The 16,185-nt window shown below is 47.4% G+C and carries 17 protein-coding genes; 14 read left to right on the plus strand and 3 right to left on the minus strand.

Annotated elements, in window-relative coordinates; genetic code table 11:
* Positions 1-79 precede the first annotated feature (79 nt).
* From HMPREF9007_RS17245 to folE, 14 genes are all read left to right on the plus strand, one after another.
* Entirely contained in the window at positions 80-793 is a 714-nt protein-coding gene (locus tag HMPREF9007_RS17245; RefSeq protein WP_008760838.1) for a pyridoxine 5'-phosphate synthase, read from the plus strand.
* Positions 793-1,512: a MotA/TolQ/ExbB proton channel family protein gene (locus tag HMPREF9007_RS17240; RefSeq protein ID WP_008760839.1), complete on the plus strand. Its 720-nt coding sequence runs from the start codon at positions 793-795 to the stop codon at positions 1,510-1,512. The genes HMPREF9007_RS17245 and HMPREF9007_RS17240 overlap by 1 nt, the downstream gene beginning before the upstream one ends.
* Positions 1,513-1,557: 45 nt before the next feature.
* Complete coding sequence (locus tag HMPREF9007_RS17235; protein ID WP_008760840.1) at positions 1,558-1,974, plus strand: biopolymer transporter ExbD; 417 nt, start codon at positions 1,558-1,560, stop codon at positions 1,972-1,974.
* A 42-nt stretch (positions 1,975-2,016) separates the two neighbouring features.
* Positions 2,017-2,895 (plus strand): TonB family protein, encoded by an 879-nt coding sequence (locus tag HMPREF9007_RS17230; RefSeq protein ID WP_008760841.1) that lies wholly within the window; start codon positions 2,017-2,019, stop codon positions 2,893-2,895.
* Between the two features lie 25 nt (positions 2,896-2,920).
* A complete protein-coding gene (locus tag HMPREF9007_RS17225) occupies positions 2,921-3,472 on the plus strand; it encodes a DJ-1 family glyoxalase III (RefSeq protein ID WP_008760842.1) in 552 nt (183 codons plus the stop codon).
* Between the two features lie 7 nt (positions 3,473-3,479).
* Positions 3,480-4,139 carry a 2-C-methyl-D-erythritol 4-phosphate cytidylyltransferase gene (locus HMPREF9007_RS17220; protein WP_008760843.1) on the plus strand — a complete coding sequence of 220 codons (660 nt, stop codon included), beginning with the start codon at positions 3,480-3,482 and terminating at the stop codon, positions 4,137-4,139.
* Positions 4,140-6,236 (plus strand): ATP-dependent DNA helicase RecG, encoded by a 2,097-nt coding sequence (gene recG / locus HMPREF9007_RS17215; protein WP_008760844.1) that lies wholly within the window; start codon positions 4,140-4,142, stop codon positions 6,234-6,236.
* Positions 6,237-6,459: 223 nt separating this feature from the next.
* Positions 6,460-6,924 carry a nucleoside-diphosphate kinase gene (ndk, locus tag HMPREF9007_RS17210; protein ID WP_008760845.1) on the plus strand — a complete coding sequence of 155 codons (465 nt, stop codon included), beginning with the start codon at positions 6,460-6,462 and terminating at the stop codon, positions 6,922-6,924.
* A gap of 18 nt (positions 6,925-6,942) precedes the next feature.
* Entirely contained in the window at positions 6,943-7,815 is an 873-nt protein-coding gene (locus tag HMPREF9007_RS17205; RefSeq protein WP_008760846.1) for a peptidoglycan DD-metalloendopeptidase family protein, read from the plus strand.
* A gap of 109 nt (positions 7,816-7,924) precedes the next feature.
* Complete coding sequence (locus HMPREF9007_RS17200) at positions 7,925-8,467, plus strand: DUF1599 domain-containing protein (protein ID WP_008760847.1); 543 nt, start codon at positions 7,925-7,927, stop codon at positions 8,465-8,467.
* Positions 8,457-9,770: a BT_3928 family protein gene (locus HMPREF9007_RS17195; RefSeq protein ID WP_008760848.1), complete on the plus strand. Its 1,314-nt coding sequence runs from the start codon at positions 8,457-8,459 to the stop codon at positions 9,768-9,770. Before HMPREF9007_RS17200 ends, HMPREF9007_RS17195 begins: the two co-directional genes overlap by 11 nt.
* Before the next feature lie 32 nt (positions 9,771-9,802).
* Entirely contained in the window at positions 9,803-10,561 is a 759-nt protein-coding gene (gene tpiA / locus HMPREF9007_RS17190; RefSeq protein WP_008760849.1) for a triose-phosphate isomerase, read from the plus strand.
* A gap of 58 nt (positions 10,562-10,619) precedes the next feature.
* Positions 10,620-11,069 (plus strand): SPOR domain-containing protein, encoded by a 450-nt coding sequence (locus HMPREF9007_RS17185; RefSeq protein ID WP_008760850.1) that lies wholly within the window; start codon positions 10,620-10,622, stop codon positions 11,067-11,069.
* Positions 11,070-11,076: 7 nt separating this feature from the next.
* Positions 11,077-11,667, plus strand: coding sequence for a GTP cyclohydrolase I FolE (gene folE, locus HMPREF9007_RS17180; RefSeq protein ID WP_008760851.1), 591 nt, complete (start codon positions 11,077-11,079; stop codon positions 11,665-11,667).
* 91 nt (positions 11,668-11,758) lie between these two features.
* On the opposite strand, the gene dnaG is transcribed toward folE, so the two are convergent.
* The 3 genes from dnaG to HMPREF9007_RS17165 form a co-directional block, all read right to left on the minus strand.
* Positions 11,759-13,951 (minus strand): DNA primase, encoded by a 2,193-nt coding sequence (gene dnaG, locus HMPREF9007_RS17175; protein WP_008760852.1) that lies wholly within the window; start codon positions 13,949-13,951, stop codon positions 11,759-11,761.
* A gap of 114 nt (positions 13,952-14,065) precedes the next feature.
* A complete protein-coding gene (locus tag HMPREF9007_RS17170) occupies positions 14,066-14,839 on the minus strand; it encodes a prephenate dehydrogenase/arogenate dehydrogenase family protein (RefSeq protein WP_008760853.1) in 774 nt (257 codons plus the stop codon).
* Positions 14,840-15,074: 235 nt separating this feature from the next.
* Positions 15,075-16,136 (minus strand): bifunctional 3-deoxy-7-phosphoheptulonate synthase/chorismate mutase type II, encoded by a 1,062-nt coding sequence (locus tag HMPREF9007_RS17165; RefSeq protein WP_008760854.1) that lies wholly within the window; start codon positions 16,134-16,136, stop codon positions 15,075-15,077.
* Positions 16,137-16,185 lie beyond the last annotated feature (49 nt).

The raw sequence follows: 16,185 nt of genomic DNA on the forward strand, positions 1-16,185 counted from the left end.
AAGAACTGAGAATGCGTTTCGTATTATTAGGCAACTAATAATAATATTTGTATTTTTGCGGCAAATATTGCGTAAAACTATGACTAAATTAAGTGTAAACATAAACAAGGTTGCTACATTGAGAAATGCACGCGGAGGGGATACCCCCAATGTGGTGAAGGTAGCACTTGATTGTGAAGCTTTCGGGGCTGACGGTATTACTGTTCATCCCCGTCCCGACGAACGCCACATCCGCCGGGCAGATGTATATGATCTGCGTCCGTTGTTGCGGACCGAATTCAATATCGAGGGCTACCCGTCGCCGGAGTTTATAGACCTGGTATTGAAAGTGAAACCTCATCAGGTGACGCTGGTTCCTGACGATCCTTCGCAGATTACTTCCAACTCCGGTTGGGATACAAAAGCAAATCTGGAATTTCTGTCGGAAGTTCTCGATCAGTTCAACAGCGCAGGCATCCGTACTTCCGTCTTTGTTGCCGCCGATCCGGAGATGGTGGAATATGCGGCAAAAGCAGGTGCCGACCGTGTGGAACTTTATACGGAACCCTATGCTACGGCATATCCGAAGAATCCGGAAGCGGCTGTTGCCCCATTTGTGGAAGCAGCCAAAACAGCCCGCAAGCTGGGCATCGGCTTGAACGCCGGACACGACTTGAGTCTTGTGAATTTAAACTATTTCTATAAAAACATTCCTTGGGTGGACGAAGTATCCATAGGTCATGCCTTGATCAGCGACGCATTGTATCTGGGACTGGAACGTACTATTCAGGAATATAAAAACTGTCTACGCTAATGAATGTATTGATGTTATTGGCCCAGGGTGCCATGAATATGGCCGACTCGCTGGCAACTGCCAACCCGGTGCTGACTCCGGTCAGCGCTCCCGAGATGAATATGCTTGATATGGCTATCAAGGGTGGTTGGATTATGATTGTACTGGGTGTACTGTCTGTAGTCTGTTTCTACATCTTATTTGAACGTAACTATATGATCCGTAAAGCGGGAAAAGAAGACCCGATGTTCATGGAACGGATCAAGGATTATATCCATAGCGGTGAAATCAAAGCGGCTATCCAATATTGCCGCACGATGAACACTCCTTCGGCACGCATGATTGAAAAAGGAATCAGCCGTCTGGGACGTCCCATCAACGATGTGCAGGTAGCCATCGAGAATGTCGGTAATCTGGAAGTTGCCAAACTGGAAAAAGGCCTGACCGTCATGGCAACAATCTCCGGTGGTGCTCCGATGCTCGGATTCCTCGGTACGGTGACCGGTATGGTACGCGCATTCTACGAAATGGCGAATGCGGGAAGCGGAAACATCGATATAACCTTGCTTTCCGGCGGTATCTACGAAGCCATGATCACCACCGTAGGCGGTCTGATCGTGGGTATCATTGCCATGTTTGCTTACAACTACCTGGTGATGCTGGTAGACCGTGTAGTGAACAAAATGGAAGCTCGTACGATGGAATTTATGGATCTCTTGAACGAGCCTGCCCAAAAGTAACCCTGAGACGTTAATCACTATCATTAACCACTAATCAATAATAAAGTGGGATTAAAAAGAAGAAATAGAGTATCGCCCAATTTCAGTATGGCATCCATGACGGACGTCATCTTCCTGCTGCTGATATTCTTTATGATTACCTCTACGGTGGTGTCGCCCAATGCCATAAAGGTGTTGTTGCCGCAAGGCAAACAACAGACTTCGGCCAAACCGCTGACAAGAGTCGTGATCGATAAAGACCTGAACTTCTACGCTGCTTTCGGCAATGAGAAGGAAAAGCCGCTGTCGTTGGACGAACTGACTCCGTTCCTGCAAGGTTGCGCGGAGAAAGAACCGGAGATGTATGTGGCATTGTATGCAGATGAGTCGGTGCCTTACCGTGAAATCGTGCGGGTGCTGAACATTGCGAATGAGAATCATTTTAAAATGGTGCTGGCTACACGCCCGCCGGAAAACAAATAAAGTAAGTAGTTGCTACTTAACTACTAAAAAAAAGAAACAATTATGGACGACAGAAGAAAAAAGGGTGAATTCGTCGGCGCGCTGGGTGCACTGTTGGTACACGTGGCAGTGATAGCTCTTTTGATTCTGGTGAGCTTTACGGTTCCCCAGCCGGATGAAGACGCAGGCGGCGTACCTGTGATGCTGGGAAATGTGGAGTCTGCCCGAGGCTTTGACGACCCTTCGCTGGTGGACGTGGATATACTGCCCGAAGAACCGGAAGCACCTGCACCTGCGGAAACGCAGCCGGAACTGCCCTCGGAACAGGATCTGCTGACACAGACCGAAGAAGAAACGGTAGTGCTGAAACCGAAAACGGAACCTAAAAAGGAGACCGTGAAACCCAAAGAGGTAGTGAAGCCCAAAGAACCGGTGAAGAAACCCGAAAAGACAGAGGCGGAGAAAGCTGCCGAAGCGAAACGTCTTGCCGAAGAAAAAGCGGAACGTGAACGGAAAGCCGCCGAAGAAGCTGCGAAGAAAAAGGTTGCCAACGCTTTCGGAAAGGGAGCGCAGATGGGAGGCAGCAAAGGTACTTCCGCCAGCGGCACGGGAACAGAAGGCAGCAAGGACGGTAATTCATCCACCGGAGCGAAGACCGGAACCGGAGGTTACGGAACATTTGACCTTGGCGGACGTTCTTTAGGTACGGGCAGTCTGCCAAAGCCTGCCTATAATGTGCCCGAAGAAGGACGTGTGGTAGTCAATATCACCGTGAATCCGGCGGGAGTAGTCATTGGAACCAGTATCAATCCTCAAACGAACACCGTGAATTCCACCCTGCGGAAGGCAGCGGAAGACGCGGCGAAGAAGGCTCGCTTCAACACCGTGGAGGGACCGAATAACCAGACTGGAACCATCACTTATTATTTTAACCTGAGATAGTATCACTAATCAAAAATATAGGATTATGGGAACTGTATATGCTTTTTTTGCAGATGGCTTTGAAGAAATAGAAGCCTTTACTGCTGTCGACACTTTGAGACGTGCCGGACTGAATGTAGAAATCGTATCTGTCACTCCGGATGAAATTGTAATGGGCGCTCACGATGTGTCATTACTTTGTGATATAAACTTTGATAACTGCGATTTTTTTGATGCCGATCTGCTGTTGTTGCCGGGAGGAATGCCGGGAGCAGCTACGCTCGACAAACATGAAGGGTTGCGAAAACTGCTTCTTGACTTTGCTGCCAAAGGAAAACCCATTGCAGCGATCTGCGCGGCTCCGATGGTATTGGGCAAATTAGGTTTGCTGAAAGGTCGGAAAGCAACTTGCTACCCCAGCTTTGAACAATACCTGGAAGGTGCGGAATGTGTCAGTGAACCTGTAGTTCGGGACGGAAATATCATCACAGGTATGGGACCGGGCGCTGCTATGGAATTTGCTTTGGCCATTGTAGATCTGTTGGTCGGCAAAGATAAAGTAGACGAACTGGTAGAAGCGATGTGCGTAAAACGCTAAGCTGTCTATGAAACAATCTGTGATTATTGTCGCCGGTGGAAAGGGCTTGCGAATGGGAAGCGATCTTCCCAAACAATTTCTTCCTGTCGGTGGCAAACCTGTGCTGATGCATACGCTGGAAGCATTCCGCAAGTACGATGCGATGCTTCAGATTATTCTGGTACTTCCCCGTGAACAGCAGGGCTTCTGGAAACAGCTTTGCGAAGAACATCATTTTTCGGTGGAACATCTTGTGGCAGATGGCGGCGAGACCCGTTTTCATTCGGTGAAGAACGGGCTGGCGCTTGTGGAGGCTCCCGGTCTGGTAGGAGTGCACGACGGAGTTCGTCCGTTTGTATCCCTTGAAGTGATTCGCCGGTGTTACGAGCTGGCGGAACAGCATAAAGCTGTGATTCCGGTGGTGGATGTAGTCGAAACGCTGCGTCATCTGACGGATTCCGGAAGCGAAACGGTGAGCCGTACTGAATATAAGTTAGTGCAGACTCCTCAGGTTTTTGAAGTGGAGCTGCTGAAACAGGCTTATGGACAGGAGTTTACTCCGTTTTTTACGGACGATGCTTCGGTGGTCGAAGCAATGGGCGTACCCGTACATCTGGCAGAAGGTAATCGCGAAAATATAAAAATAACAACTCCCTTTGACCTGAAGGTCGGGAGTGCTCTCTTGTAAATGTTCGATTTAACCACACGCGACATCAAATTTATCTCCGGTGTAGGGCCTCAGAAGGCCGCAGTATTGAACAAGGAGCTGGAAATCTACTCGTTGTACGATCTGATTTATTATTTCCCTTATAAATATGTTGACCGGAGCCGCATCTATTACATTCACGAAATAGATGGCAATATGCCGTATATCCAGCTGAAAGGAGAGATTCTCGGCTTCGAGACAATAGGCGAAGGGCGGCAACGGCGGCTGACGGCCCATTTCTCCGACGGAACGGGAATCGTCGACCTGGTGTGGTTTCAAGGCATCAAATATATATTAGGTAAGTATAAACTTCACGAAGAATACATCATCTTTGGTAAGCCTACCGTGTTTAACGGGCGTATCAATGTGGCACATCCCGACATCGACAAGCCGGATGATCTGAAACTTTCTTCCGTCGGACTGCAACCTTATTATAATACGACGGAGAAAATGAAACGGAGCTTTCTCAATTCGCACGCGATTGAGAAGATGATGGCTACGGTGATCCAGCAGATACAGGAACCGCTGCCGGAAACGCTTTCTCCTAAAATCCTGTCGGACCATCATCTGATGCCTCTGACAGAGGCACTCCGGAATATCCATTTCCCGACGAATCCCGATTCGCTGCGCAGGGCTCAGTATCGTCTTAAATTCGAAGAACTGTTCTACGTGCAGCTGAATATCCTCCGTTATGCGAAAGACCGCCAAAGACGATATCGTGGATATATCTTTGAACGGGTAGGGGATGTTTTCAATACTTTCTATTCGCAGAACCTTCCTTTTCAGTTGACGGGTGCACAGAAACGGGTACTGAAAGAAATAAGGAATGATGTGGGAAGCGGCCGGCAGATGAACCGTCTGCTTCAAGGAGACGTGGGTAGCGGTAAAACCCTGGTAGCGTTGATGAGCATGCTGCTTGCATTGGACAACGGTTTTCAAGCGTGCATGATGGCTCCTACCGAGATTTTGGCGAACCAGCATTACGAGACAATCAAGGAGCTGCTTTTCGGTATGGATATCCGTGTCGAACTGCTGACCGGATCTATCAAAGGAAAGAAGAGGGAAGCGATCCTGACCGGACTGCTGACGGGAGACGTGAAGATCCTGATAGGTACGCACGCGGTCATTGAAGACACGGTGAACTTCTCTTCTTTGGGACTGGTCGTTATTGACGAACAACACCGCTTCGGAGTGGCGCAGCGTGCCCGCCTCTGGACGAAAAATATACAGCCGCCCCATGTGCTGGTGATGACCGCCACGCCTATTCCGCGTACACTGGCGATGACGTTGTATGGCGATCTGGATGTTTCTGTCATTGACGAGCTGCCGCCGGGACGGAAACCGATAACCACCATTCATCAGTTTGACAACCGTCGGGAAAGTATGTACCGCGCCGTACGCAAGCAGATAGAAGAAGGACGGCAGGTGTACATCGTCTATCCTTTAATAAAGGAAAGCGAGAAGATCGACCTCAAGAACCTGGAAGAAGGTTACCAGCATATCCTGGAAGAGTTTCCCGGCTGTACCGTTGCCAAAGTTCACGGCAAGATGAAGTCTGCGGAGAAAGATGAGCAGATGCAGCTCTTTATTTCCGGACAAGCTCAGATTATGGTTGCCACTACCGTGATCGAAGTCGGGGTGAATGTGCCCAATGCTTCTGTGATGATCATTGAGAATGCCGAACGCTTCGGACTTTCGCAACTCCATCAGTTGCGCGGTCGGGTGGGACGTGGCGCCGAACAGTCTTATTGTATCCTTGTGACGAACTACAAACTGACCGAAGACACGCGGAAACGGCTGGAAATAATGGTGCGCACCAACGACGGCTTTGAAATAGCGGAAGCGGACTTGAAACTGCGCGGTCCCGGTGATTTGGAGGGGACGCAGCAAAGCGGCATTGCCTTCGATCTGAAGATTGCGAACCTTGCCCGTGACGGTCAGCTGTTACAGTACGTCCGTTCGATAGCCGAAGATATCGTAGATAACGACCCGTCGGCTCAAAGTCCGGAGAACGAGATTCTGTGGCGGCAACTGAAATCTCTCCGGAAAACGAATGTTAACTGGGCGGCTATAAGTTGAAAAACGGTTAAACATGCAGTTTATTTGCGGGAATGTGTTGCAAAACATGTTTCGTTTCTATTCCTCCTATTTATAGGGCTTTAACACTGCTTTTTCTGTTCTTTTCATCTCCGTACTTCTGAAAAATAGTTAATGACTTACTTGCCCTTTCATCGGAAAATACTATCTTTGGGGGAATTTTTTATAGTAAATGTATAGTTTAATCTTTTGAAAGTCACACATCATGATCGAAAAAACGCTGGTTATTTTGAAGCCGTGTACCCTTCAACGGGGATTGGTTGGTGAGATCACTCATCTCTTTGAACGTAAAGGACTACGGTTGGCCGGCATGAAAATGATGCAACTGACGGATGAATTATTAAGCGAGCATTATGCTCACCTGAGCAGCAAGCCTTTCTTTCAGCGCGTGAAAGATTCGATGATGGCAACTCCTGTCATTGTTTGTTGTTACGAAGGTGTGGATGCTATTCAAGCAGTCCGTACGTTGGCGGGACCAACTAATGGACGTCTGGCTGCGCCGGGAACCATTCGTGGGGATTATAGTATGAGTTTTCAAGAAAACATCGTTCATACTTCCGATTCTCCGGAAACTGCGGCTATCGAATTAACGAGATTTTTTAAACCTGAAGAGATATTCGACTACAAACAGGCGACTTTTGACTACCTGTATGCGAACGACGAATATTAATTGAATTGACAAGAACGAATGAATTTCAATTGCATTATTAAAACAGGATTGGTAGCTGTAGCAGCTATGGTCAGCCTGAGTTCTTTCTCTCAAGACCTGATTGCCCGCCAAGCTCCGATAGACAAGAAATTAAAAACCGTAGACTCTTTGGCACTTCAGAAACAGATCCGTGCCGAACAGTCGGAATATCCCGCCTTAAGTCTTTATCCAAACTGGAACAACCAGTATGCACATGCTTACGGCAATGCTATCATTCCCGACACTTATACCATCGACCTCACAGGCTTCTGTATGCCGACTCCGAGTACGAAGATTACTTCGCCTTTCGGTCCCCGCTGGAGAAGAATGCACAATGGTCTGGACCTGAAGGTGAACATCGGTGACACGATTGTAGCTGCCTTTGACGGTAAAGTACGTATCGTGAAGTATGAACGCAGAGGATATGGTAAATATGTAGTGATTCGTCATGACAATGGATTGGAAACCATATACGGACACTTGTCCAAACAACTCGTTGAAGAAAATCAATTGGTAAAAGCCGGTGAAGTGATCGGTCTGGGTGGTAACACCGGACGTTCTACCGGTTCTCATCTCCACTTTGAAACCCGCTTTCTGGGAATCGCCATCAACCCGATTTATATGTTCGACTTCCCGAAACAGGATATCGTAGCCGATACTTATACTTTCCGCAAGACGAAAGGTGTGCGTAGTGCCGGTTCTCACGACACTCAGGTAGCCGACGGAACGATCCGTTATCATAAAGTGAAAAGCGGAGATACATTGTCACGTATCGCTAAAGTGCGTGGAGTATCGGTCAGTACGCTTTGTAAGCTGAACCGTATCAAGCCGACGACCACCTTGCGTATCGGACAAGTTTTACGTTGTTCGTAAAGATGTAATACAATAATAGCTTTGGAAGAGGGCACTTTAATATAATTTAGAGTGCCCTCTTTCTGTTTTTACTTAATTATTGTTACCTTTGCGCACTATTTGGAAGAAGATGAAAGATACCAAGCAACAATTTGAACATGTCATCGCCTTGTGCCGTGACTTATTCTCCAAGAAGCTGCACGATTACGGGCCTGCATGGCGTATCCTGCGTCCGGCTTCGGTTACTGACCAGATTTTTATCAAAGCTAACAGGATTCGTAGTATCGAAACCAAAGGGGTGACTCTGGTTGACGAAGGAATCCGTTCGGAATTTATTGCGATAGTCAATTATGGCATTATCGGTCTGATTCAGCTGGAACTGGGCTATGCCGAATCTGCCGACATCAGCAATGAGGAGGCTTTGGCTTTATATGACAAGCATGCAAAGGAAGCGCTGGAGCTGATGCTTGCCAAAAATCATGACTATGATGAGGCTTGGCGCAGTATGCGTGTGAGTTCCTACACAGACTTGATTCTGATGAAGATATACCGTACCAAGCAGATTGAAAGTCTGGCAGGGAACACGTTGGTGTCGGAAGGTATCGATGCTAACTATATGGATATGATTAATTATTCAGTATTCGGATTGATCAAGATAGAATTTGAAGGATAAGAACTTACATATCATCCAGAAGACAGGAGCGAATGTCTGCCGTTTCCTTTTAGCGGCATCGTTCATCTTTTCCGGTTTTGTGAAGGCTGTCGACCCGCTGGGCTTCCAGTATAAGATACAGGACTATCTGACCGCCTTCGGGGTGATTTCATGGTTTCCTTCTTTCTTCCCGTTGTTGGGAGGCATTATATTATCCGCCATCGAATTTTCAATCGGTATCTTCCTGTTCTTCGGTATCAAGAAAACAATCTCTACCACATTGGCGTTGGTGCTGATGATTTTCATGACACCGCTGACGCTGTATCTGGCGATTTTCGATCCGGTGTCGGACTGCGGCTGTTTTGGCGATGCCTGGGTGTTGACTAACTGGGAGACATTTGCAAAGAACATCGTACTGCTGCTTGCCGCGATTGCTACATTCCAGTGGAGGAAAATGCTGATCAGATTCGTTACCCGAAAGATGGAATGGCTGATTTCTCTGTACACGATATTCTTTGTATTTACACTGTCGTTTTACTGTCTGGACCGTCTGCCTGTGCTGGACTTCCGTCCTTACAAGATCGGACAGAATATCATGAAAGGCATGAGTATTCCCGAAGGAGCGAAACCGAGTGTATATGAGAGTGTCTTTATCCTGGAAAAGAACGGGGAAAAGAAAGAGTTTACACTGGACAATTATCCGGACAGCACATGGACCTTTGTCGATACGCGTACCATTCTGAAAGAAAAAGGATACGAGCCTTCGATCCACGACTTCTCCATGATGGATATGAGCACGGGTGATGATATCACGGAAGACGTGCTGACGGATATGGGATATACCTTCCTGCTGGTGGCACATCGTATCGAAGAGGCGGACGACAGTAACATTGATTTGATTAATGAGATATATGACTACTCGGTAGAGCATGGTTACAGATTCTACTGCCTCACTTCCTCACCGGAAGAGCAGATAGAATTGTGGAAGGACAAGACCGGTGCGGAATATCCTTTCTGCCAGATGGATGACATTACGCTGAAGACGATGATTCGCTCTAATCCGGGACTGATGCTGATAAAAAACGGTACGATTCTGAACAAATGGAGTGATGAAGACATTCCGGATGAATATGTGCTGACTGACAAACTGGAGAATCTGGAACTCGGTCAGCAGAAGGTCCGGAGTGACGTACATACGATTGGATATGTTTTCTTGTGGTTTGTCATTCCGCTGTTGCTGGTGTTGGGAGTGGACATTCTGATTGTCCGCCGACGTGAACGGAAGAACGAAAAGCGGAAGCAGCAACAGGAAGTAAAAGAATAATAAATTTATTAACCCTTTAAATAAAGAACAAAATGAGAAAGAACATTGTTGCAGGAAACTGGAAAATGAACAAAACCCTTCAAGAGGGTATCGCTTTGGCAAAAGAACTGAACGAAGCATTGGCTAACGAAAAGCCTAACTGTGATGTAATCATCTGTACTCCGTTTATTCACCTGGCATCTGTAACTCCGTTGGTAGACGCTGCTAAGATCGGTGTAGGTGCTGAAAACTGTGCAGACAAGGCATCCGGTGCATATACAGGTGAAGTTTCTGCTGAAATGGTAGCTTCTACAGGTGCAAAATATGTAATCCTGGGTCACTCAGAACGTCGTGCTTACTACGGTGAAACTGTTGCTATCCTCGAAGAAAAAGTAAAATTGGCTCTGGCTAACGGTCTGACTCCGATCTTCTGTATCGGTGAAGTGCTGGAAGAACGCGAAGCTAACAAGCAGAACGAAGTAGTAGCTGCTCAGATGGAATCTGTATTCTCTCTGTCTGCTGAAGACTTCTCTAAGATCATCCTTGCTTACGAACCGGTTTGGGCTATCGGTACAGGTAAAACAGCTTCTCCCGAGCAAGCTCAGGAAATCCACGCTTTCATCCGTTCAATCGTAGCTGACAAGTATGGCAAGGAAATCGCTGACAACACTTCTATCCTTTACGGTGGTAGCTGCAAGCCTTCTAACGCTAAAGAACTGTTCTCTAACCCCGACGTAGACGGTGGACTGATTGGTGGTGCTGCTCTGAAAGTTTCTGACTTCAAGGGTATCATCGATGCGTTCAATGCATAATTAGAATATCTTTCGGGCATGGATGTGTTTGTCCGTGCCCGAATTAAACTTTTATCGAATGAGAAAACTAGGTTTACTTTTATGGATGCTGGCTTTTACCGCTGTTGGTGCACAGGCGCAGAACATCATCAAGAGTCTGGAACGTACAGTGCCGGGACAGGGAAAGGTGACGATTCATCAAGACCCTAAGATAGAGGCATTGATAGGCGTGGAACGTCCTTCTATGGGCGAACAGAAAGTGTTGAAGGCAGCCGGATTCAGAATACAGGCGTATGCCGGTAATAATACCCGTGAGGCAAAGAATGATGCTTATCGTGTAGCTTCCCGCATCAAAGAGTATTTCCCCGAACTGACGATTTACACTTCGTTCAATCCTCCCCGCTGGCTTTGTCGTGTGGGTGATTTCCGGAGCATTGAAGAGGCGGACGCGATGATGCGTAAACTCAAGGCAACCGGTGTATTCAAAGAGGTCTCTATCGTCAAAGACCAGATCAATATTCCTTTATAATTGTATCATGTTAGAAAAAGAAGAAATTGTCTCTCCGAATCTGGAGGAGTTGAAAAGTCATTATCACAGTATTATTACTTTGTTGGGTGAAGATGCCGGAAGGGAAGGTTTGCTGAAGACCCCCGAACGTGTTGCGAAGGCTATGCTGAGTCTGACAAAAGGTTATCACATGGACCCTCATGAAGTGTTGCGTTCGGCTAAGTTTCAGGAAGAATACAGTCAGATGGTGATAGTGAAAGACATTGATTTCTTCTCTCTCTGCGAACACCATATGTTGCCGTTCTACGGAAAAGCACATGTGGCATATATCCCTAACGGCTATATCACGGGATTGAGCAAGATTGCCCGGGTAGTCGATATCTTTTCCCATCGCCTGCAAGTGCAGGAACGCATGACGCTGCAAATCAAAGATTGTATCCAGGAGACACTGAACCCATTGGGAGTGATGGTGGTAGTGGAGGCAAAGCATATGTGTATGCAGATGCGCGGCGTAGAAAAACAAAATTCTATTACTACTACTTCAGACTTTACAGGAGCTTTCAATCAAGCCAAGACTCGCGAAGAGTTTATGAATCTGATTCAGCACGGCAGGGTGTAATACGCTTTACAAAATGTGGACGATGTAGTTCCCCGTCAATGAGGATTGCCTCCGGTACCGATGAAGGGGTGTCTCGGCACCGATGAGAAATTTAGCGTAATACAACGCGGTCGCCCAGGCGCTTCGCCATCAGACTTTGCACTTCCCGCATCTCATTGTAACGCTGCATCAGCGAATTACATTTCTCATTGTCATGAGCGAGTGCCGGATCTTGCAGGGCATAAAGCATATGTTTCAGTTCTTCCGTGACAATCGCATACTTGAAGTTGATCATCAACATCGGGACGAGTTCGTACAGCCGTTCTTCATCTGTCACGATCTTCTGTGATTTCGAGTGATACTTACTTAGCTGATAACGTACATTGATCAAGTCCACGCTCAACCGGCTGATGGTCTGGTCGGGATGTGCCAGGAAATAGCGTTCCGCGATAAAACCGGCATCGTGTATATGCGTGGCGGCTTCTGTCAGAATCTGTCGGTGCAACGGATTATGGAAAGCCAGGTCGTCTTCCTTCAGATCATTCACCACATATTCGATAACGGTTACCGGAATTTCATTTCCTTCTTCGTCGGTAAGGTTGCACATCACTTTTTCACCATAACGGACTACTGCCTGCAGGATCAATCGCTCAAACTTATAGAACTCCTGACCTTCTTTCCCTTCCTGTGGAATAAAGGAGGTATAAGAATCTCCGGGAACAGTGGTATCCGTAGTGGAGGCAGGTGCATTGCCGGGAGGAAATCCTGCCGTACCTCCTGTAGCAGCGGACATCGGATCTGCGAAAGATACGATATTGCCATCGTCATCATATTCGGGTTCCGGTGGCATTCCTGCATTGCCGTAGGGGCTCGATGGACTAGAATAAGTCGGAGCACCGGAATAAGCCGGTGTGCCGGAAGCGGCAGCTGTACCGGAAGTATCTCCGGTTGTTGAAGATGAATGATTATAGCTGGGACGATTGGCTTTTTCAGCCTGCGCCTCTCTTAATTTGGCGACTTCCGCTACCAGCAGTTTTTCTTCGATGCGCAGATGTTGGCTGCATTCTTTGATGTAGACATCCCGTATAATGGCTTCCGGTATGACGGAAATGCTTCGTACGATATTCGAAATCAGTTCCGCGCGTTTGATCGGATCTCTTCCCGCGTCTTCCATCAGAAGGTCGGTCTTGAAGCGGATGAAATCTTTCTCGTGCTCATGGATGAATGCCTGGAATTCTTCCGAATTATGTTTGCGGGCGAAGGAGTCCGGGTCGTCTCCGTCCGGAAGCAGGCATACTTTGATGTTCATGCCTTCTTCCAGCAGCATATCGATTCCGCGGATAGAGGCTTTGATACCGGCTACGTCACCGTCATAGAGTACGGTAATGTTATTGGTGAAACGGTGGATCAGACGAATCTGTCCAGGCGTCAATGCGGTGCCCGATGAAGCGACTACGTTTTCTATGCCCGACTGATGCATGGAGATAACGTCCGTGTATCCTTCCACAAGGAAACATCTGTCCTGCCTGACAATCGCCTGTTTGGCAAAATAGATTCCGTATAGCTCGTTACTCTTGTGGTAAATTTCCGACTCGGGAGAGTTGACATATTTCACCTTTACCCCTTTGGTGGCGGTGCTGAGCACACGTCCGCCGAAGGCGACCACCTTTCCGGAAAGGGTATGGACGGGGAAAATCACACGTCCCCAGAAGCGGTCACGAAGACGGTGGTCATCCGTTTCGTAGCAGATTCCCGTTTTCACCAGGAATTCTTTCTTGTAGCCTTTGCGCAATGCTTCTTGTGACATGGCATCATGGCTTTCCGTACAGTAACCCAACTGGAATTTCTCAATGATGTCATCACGAAATCCACGCTGACGGAAATAAGCCAGACCGATGCTGCGCCCGTCCACATGATTCTTTAAGATATTCTGAAAGTAATCGCGGGCGAAGTTGTTGACAATGAACATACTTTCGCGCGTTGTCTGCGCCTGTTTCTCTTCATTGGTCAGCTCCCGTTCTTTGATTTCGATGTTGTATTTCTTGGCGAGATATTTCAGTGCCTCGTAATACGACATCTGTTCGTGCTCCATGATGAAGTGGACCGAGTTTCCGCCCTTACCGCAGCTGAAACACTTGCAAAGTCCTTTGGCAGGGGAGACGCTGAATGACGGAGTCTTTTCGTTGTGGAACGGGCACAGACCTACATAGTTCACTCCGCGTTTGCGCAGGGTGACAAACTCAGACACTACATCTACAATCTGTGCGGCATCTAAAATTCGGTCTATGGTAACTTGATCTATCATTCTTCTTTTCTCCTGTGATTCCGTTTTTGCGGATACAAAGGTACATATAAAAAAATCCCCTGCAAAGAACTTTCTTGCAGGGGATGGTTAAATCTTATCGAAGGAGAGGATGATTTACTTGATCTTTTCCCGAATCTTGGTGAGGTAGGCTTTCATACCTTCCGCATCTTTCTTTTCGATGATTTCGAGAAGATTCTTCAGCTCTGTACGGATATTGGCCACTTGTCCCGGGGTGCGTGGGTTGAACAGGATTTCCTGCAGCAGGTAGTCATCTTCGCTCAGCAGCCCCTTTGCGATAGCCATGTGCTTCTTGAAAGTTGTTCCCGGAGCTTCCTGATGCTTCATCACGGCAGCAAATACGAAAGTCGAAACGAATGGGATGGAGAGCGAGTATGCCACCGTTTCATCATGTTCGTCGAACGTATATTCGAAGATGTTCAGGCGCAGCGTCTGGTAAAGGTCTTTGAAGAAAATCTTTCCCAAATGATCTCCTTCGCTGATGATAATCGCATTCTCGCTGCTCAGATTGCTGAGACTGGCAAACGTCGGTCCGAACATAGGGTGACTGGAAACGTAGCGGAATCCGCTTTCTTCGTAGAACTTCTTCAGTCCTGTCTTTACGGAAGCGATGTCACTGATGATACAGTCTTTGGGCAGCACAGGCAATACCTTGCGGAAAGCATCCAGCGTGTATTTTACGGTGACGGCATTGATGACCAGTTCGGGTTCGAATTCTTTGATTTCCTCCAGTGTGGTGAAACGATACGTGTTATACACGAAACGCAACTGGTGCGGGTTGACGTCAAACACGGCCGTCTCGTGCTGAAAACTCAGTATATCCGTAAAGAAGGAACCCATTTTACCGGCTCCGAGGATTAATATTCTCATATCTATTATTATTGGGGAGTTTCTCAAAAGTCAATAGTCTCTTCAAAAGTCAATAGTATCTCTAAAAGTTAATAGTATCTCACATTGGGGTGACTAACAAGTCGATTCTATCTTTATTCTCCTCCTTCCAGAAGGAGGAGAGTTAAGATACTACCGACTTTCTAGTCGGCCTCAGTTGTGTTACTGCCGACTTATTTGTTAGTTTCCATTTGATTTTTGAGTTCTTTTGGGCTTTTTATTTATTAATAATCTCTATCTGCTGGCGGACAGACTCTTCGTGGATTGCTTCGAAGATCAGCTTCATAAAGTCTGCGCTCATACCGCATTGTTCTCCTTGCGCACCGCGCTTTTCCAGGATTTCATTGTAGCGCCCTGCTTGAAGAACGGTGATTCCGTGTTCTTTTTTGTAAGTACCGATCTCACGTGCTACGCGCATTCTCTTAGCCAGTTCCTGGATGATGTTATCGTCGCATTCGTCGATTTGCTTACGCAGTTGGCTCAGGCTTTCTGTCGTCTGGGTTTCGGTACGGATCACCAATAAGTTGAGGATGTAGTCGAGTACATCGGGCGTTACCTGTTGAGAAGCGTCGCTCCACGCACAGTCCGGATTGCAGTGACTTTCCACGATCAGACCATCGAAGTTCAGGTCCATTGCCTGCTGGCAGAGCGGGGCAACCAGTTCGCGTTTTCCTCCGATGTGACTTGGGTCACAGAAAATCGGCAGGTTAGGCAGACGGCGACGCAGTTCGATAGGAATGTGCCATTGCGGAAGGTTGCGGTATATCTTTTTGTCGTAGCTGCTGAAACCACGGTGGATAGCTCCCAAACGTTTCAAGCCTGCGTTGTGGATACGTTCCAGTGCACCGATCCACAATTCCAGGTCTGGGTTTACCGGATTTTTTACCAGCACGGGGATGTCGACCCCTTTCAATGCGTCGGCAATTTCCTGTACGGCGAAAGGATTGGCTGTGGTACGTGCGCCTACCCAAAGGATGTCGATTCCTGCTTTCAGACATTCGTAAACGTGTTTGGCAGTCGCTACTTCGGTAGAAACATACATACCTGTTTCTTTCTTCACTTCCTTCAGCCAGGCAAGTCCTTCCACACCGATTCCTTCGAAACCTCCCGGTTTGGTACGCGGTTTCCAGATACCGGCACGGTATATCTTTTGTCCTTTGGCTGCCAGTTGTTTGGCGGTTTCCATTACTTGTTCTTCAGTCTCTGCGCTACACGGGCCGGCGATAACAATCGGTCTTTTGGCTTCGATGCCCGGTAATAAAATTGATTCGAGTTCCATATTCTTATTGTTTTTATTTTATTCTTGTTCTTACTCTTTCGGGCAGGCG

This window comes from Bacteroides sp. 1_1_14 (assembly GCF_000162515.1).
Taxonomy (GTDB): Bacteria; Bacteroidota; Bacteroidia; order Bacteroidales; family Bacteroidaceae; genus Bacteroides; species Bacteroides thetaiotaomicron.

Excerpts from the sequence above, each read along its gene's own strand:
- HMPREF9007_RS17230 (WP_008760841.1), top strand. The coding sequence starts at position 2,017 with ATGGACGACAGAAGAAAAAAGGGTGAATTCGTCGGCGCGCTGGGTGCA.
- HMPREF9007_RS17170 (WP_008760853.1), bottom strand. The coding sequence starts at position 14,839 with ATGAGAATATTAATCCTCGGAGCCGGTAAAATGGGTTCCTTCTTTACG.
- ndk (WP_008760845.1), top strand. The coding sequence starts at position 6,460 with ATGATCGAAAAAACGCTGGTTATTTTGAAGCCGTGTACCCTTCAACGG.
- folE (WP_008760851.1), top strand. The coding sequence starts at position 11,077 with ATGTTAGAAAAAGAAGAAATTGTCTCTCCGAATCTGGAGGAGTTGAAA.
- tpiA (WP_008760849.1), top strand. The coding sequence starts at position 9,803 with ATGAGAAAGAACATTGTTGCAGGAAACTGGAAAATGAACAAAACCCTT.
- HMPREF9007_RS17245 (WP_008760838.1), top strand. The coding sequence starts at position 80 with ATGACTAAATTAAGTGTAAACATAAACAAGGTTGCTACATTGAGAAAT.
- HMPREF9007_RS17220 (WP_008760843.1), top strand. The coding sequence starts at position 3,480 with ATGAAACAATCTGTGATTATTGTCGCCGGTGGAAAGGGCTTGCGAATG.
- dnaG (WP_008760852.1), bottom strand. The coding sequence starts at position 13,951 with ATGATAGATCAAGTTACCATAGACCGAATTTTAGATGCCGCACAGATT.
- recG (WP_008760844.1), top strand. The coding sequence starts at position 4,140 with ATGTTCGATTTAACCACACGCGACATCAAATTTATCTCCGGTGTAGGG.
- HMPREF9007_RS17205 (WP_008760846.1), top strand. The coding sequence starts at position 6,943 with ATGAATTTCAATTGCATTATTAAAACAGGATTGGTAGCTGTAGCAGCT.
- HMPREF9007_RS17165 (WP_008760854.1), bottom strand. The coding sequence starts at position 16,136 with ATGGAACTCGAATCAATTTTATTACCGGGCATCGAAGCCAAAAGACCG.
- HMPREF9007_RS17200 (WP_008760847.1), top strand. The coding sequence starts at position 7,925 with ATGAAAGATACCAAGCAACAATTTGAACATGTCATCGCCTTGTGCCGT.
- HMPREF9007_RS17185 (WP_008760850.1), top strand. The coding sequence starts at position 10,620 with ATGAGAAAACTAGGTTTACTTTTATGGATGCTGGCTTTTACCGCTGTT.
- HMPREF9007_RS17225 (WP_008760842.1), top strand. The coding sequence starts at position 2,921 with ATGGGAACTGTATATGCTTTTTTTGCAGATGGCTTTGAAGAAATAGAA.
- HMPREF9007_RS17240 (WP_008760839.1), top strand. The coding sequence starts at position 793 with ATGAATGTATTGATGTTATTGGCCCAGGGTGCCATGAATATGGCCGAC.